Source organism: Micromonospora sp. 4G55, from assembly GCF_016803375.1.
Genome location: NZ_JAEVHN010000929.1, coordinates 1 through 1,396, shown reverse-complemented (window position 1 = coordinate 1,396; position 1,396 = coordinate 1). Strand labels below are relative to the sequence as shown.

Sequence of the window (1,396 nt, the reverse complement as noted above, 5' to 3'; positions counted from 1 at the left end):
TCAGGCGGTGAAGCGCACCCGGCGGCGGCGGGCCACCACGAACAGGATCGCGCCCGCGGCCAGCAGCACGGCGGCGCCGGCGGCGATGCCACCGGTGGCGGCGCCGGTGACCGGCAGGCCGCCACCGGAACCCTCGTCGCACTTCTTCGGCTGGGTGTACTCGATGGTCTCGGAGCCCTCGACCACGTCGTAGGAGACGGTGACCTTCAGGCCCTGGTACGCGTCGAAGGTGACCGAGCTGGTCTTGCCCGGGGTCGACTCGAGCTTCTTGGTGACGCCCTTCTCGGTGGTGAACGTGGCGGTGAAGGGGATGCCCTTCGCCGGGTTCTCCACGATGAAGGTCATCTCGTCGCAGGTTTCCTCGAGCCGGAACACCGGCTCCTCCGGCTCGCTCGGCGTGGTGGCCGTGCTCGACGGGGTCGCGGTCGGGCTGGTGCTCGACGGCGACGGGGTGACCTCGGGGGACTTGGTCGGCTCCGGAGACTTCGTCGGCTCCGGGGTGGTGGGCGCGCTCGGCGACGGCGACTCGGTTGCGGCGCAGTCGCCGGCCGGCTGCGCAGAGACGGTGCGCTCCTCGGTGATGATCCGGTCGCCCCGCTCCCACCGGGCCTCGACGGTCAGCTTGAGCTCCGGCAGGGCGCCGGTGAAGGTGTGGGCCTGGGTGCCGGCCAGCGGGCCGTCGCCCTTCTTGGGCAGCACCGCGTTCAGCGCGAGCGCGCCGGTGAAGCCACCCGGCACGGTCGAGTCGAGCTTGGTGATGGTGCCCTCGAGGTCGGTCTCGCTGTTGCCGACGGTCCAGCTGACGACGATCTTGCCGTCCGGCGCGGCGCAGTAGGTGCCCGAGGGCTCGGGGTGGTGGGCCATCGCGGGTCCGGCGACCGTTGCGACGCCGGCGAGGCCGATCAGCGTGCCAGCGGCGATCGCCGCGACGCGCCGGAACTTCAGGCGGTTCACGTGTACTCCTGACGGGGGGAGATTCGCGGGGTGTGCGGCCGGGGAGGCGGGAGCCGGCGGGGACCGAGCGGTCGTGCGGGACCGAGCGGTCGTGGCTCAGCGCGACCTCCTCGGGGTCGCGGCGCGTCCGCGCGAGCGCGAGCGCGCCGGGTGACTGTACCGACGGGTAGTGAACGCTCCCGCCGCCGAAGGTTGTTGTTGCCGTTTCGAGATCATCGATAGACCGAGCGTCACCGGACGACTGCGCAATCCATCATGGACGGTCGGTACGCGAAGGGCGCGCCGACCGGTCGGTCGGCGCGCCCCACGGACCACAGTGGATCAGGCGGTGAAGCGGATCCGTCGGCGTCGGGCCACGACGAAGAGCACCGCGCCGGCCGCCAGCAGGGCGAGTGCGCCCGCGGCGATGCCGCCGGCCGCCGCGCCGGTCACCGGCCAGGCC

General features: G+C 72.8%; 2 protein-coding genes. Both read right to left on the bottom strand.

Features of this window, described 5'->3' with window-relative positions; genetic code table 11:
• Entirely contained in the window at positions 1 to 954 is a 954-nt protein-coding gene (locus tag JNW89_RS36245; protein WP_238452434.1) for a cell wall anchor protein, read from the bottom strand.
• Positions 955 to 1,275: 321 nt separating this feature from the next.
• Positions 1,276 to 1,396, bottom strand: a 121-nt coding sequence (locus JNW89_RS40145; protein ID WP_375155187.1) for an LPXTG cell wall anchor domain-containing protein, incomplete at its 5' end; no start/stop codon positions are given.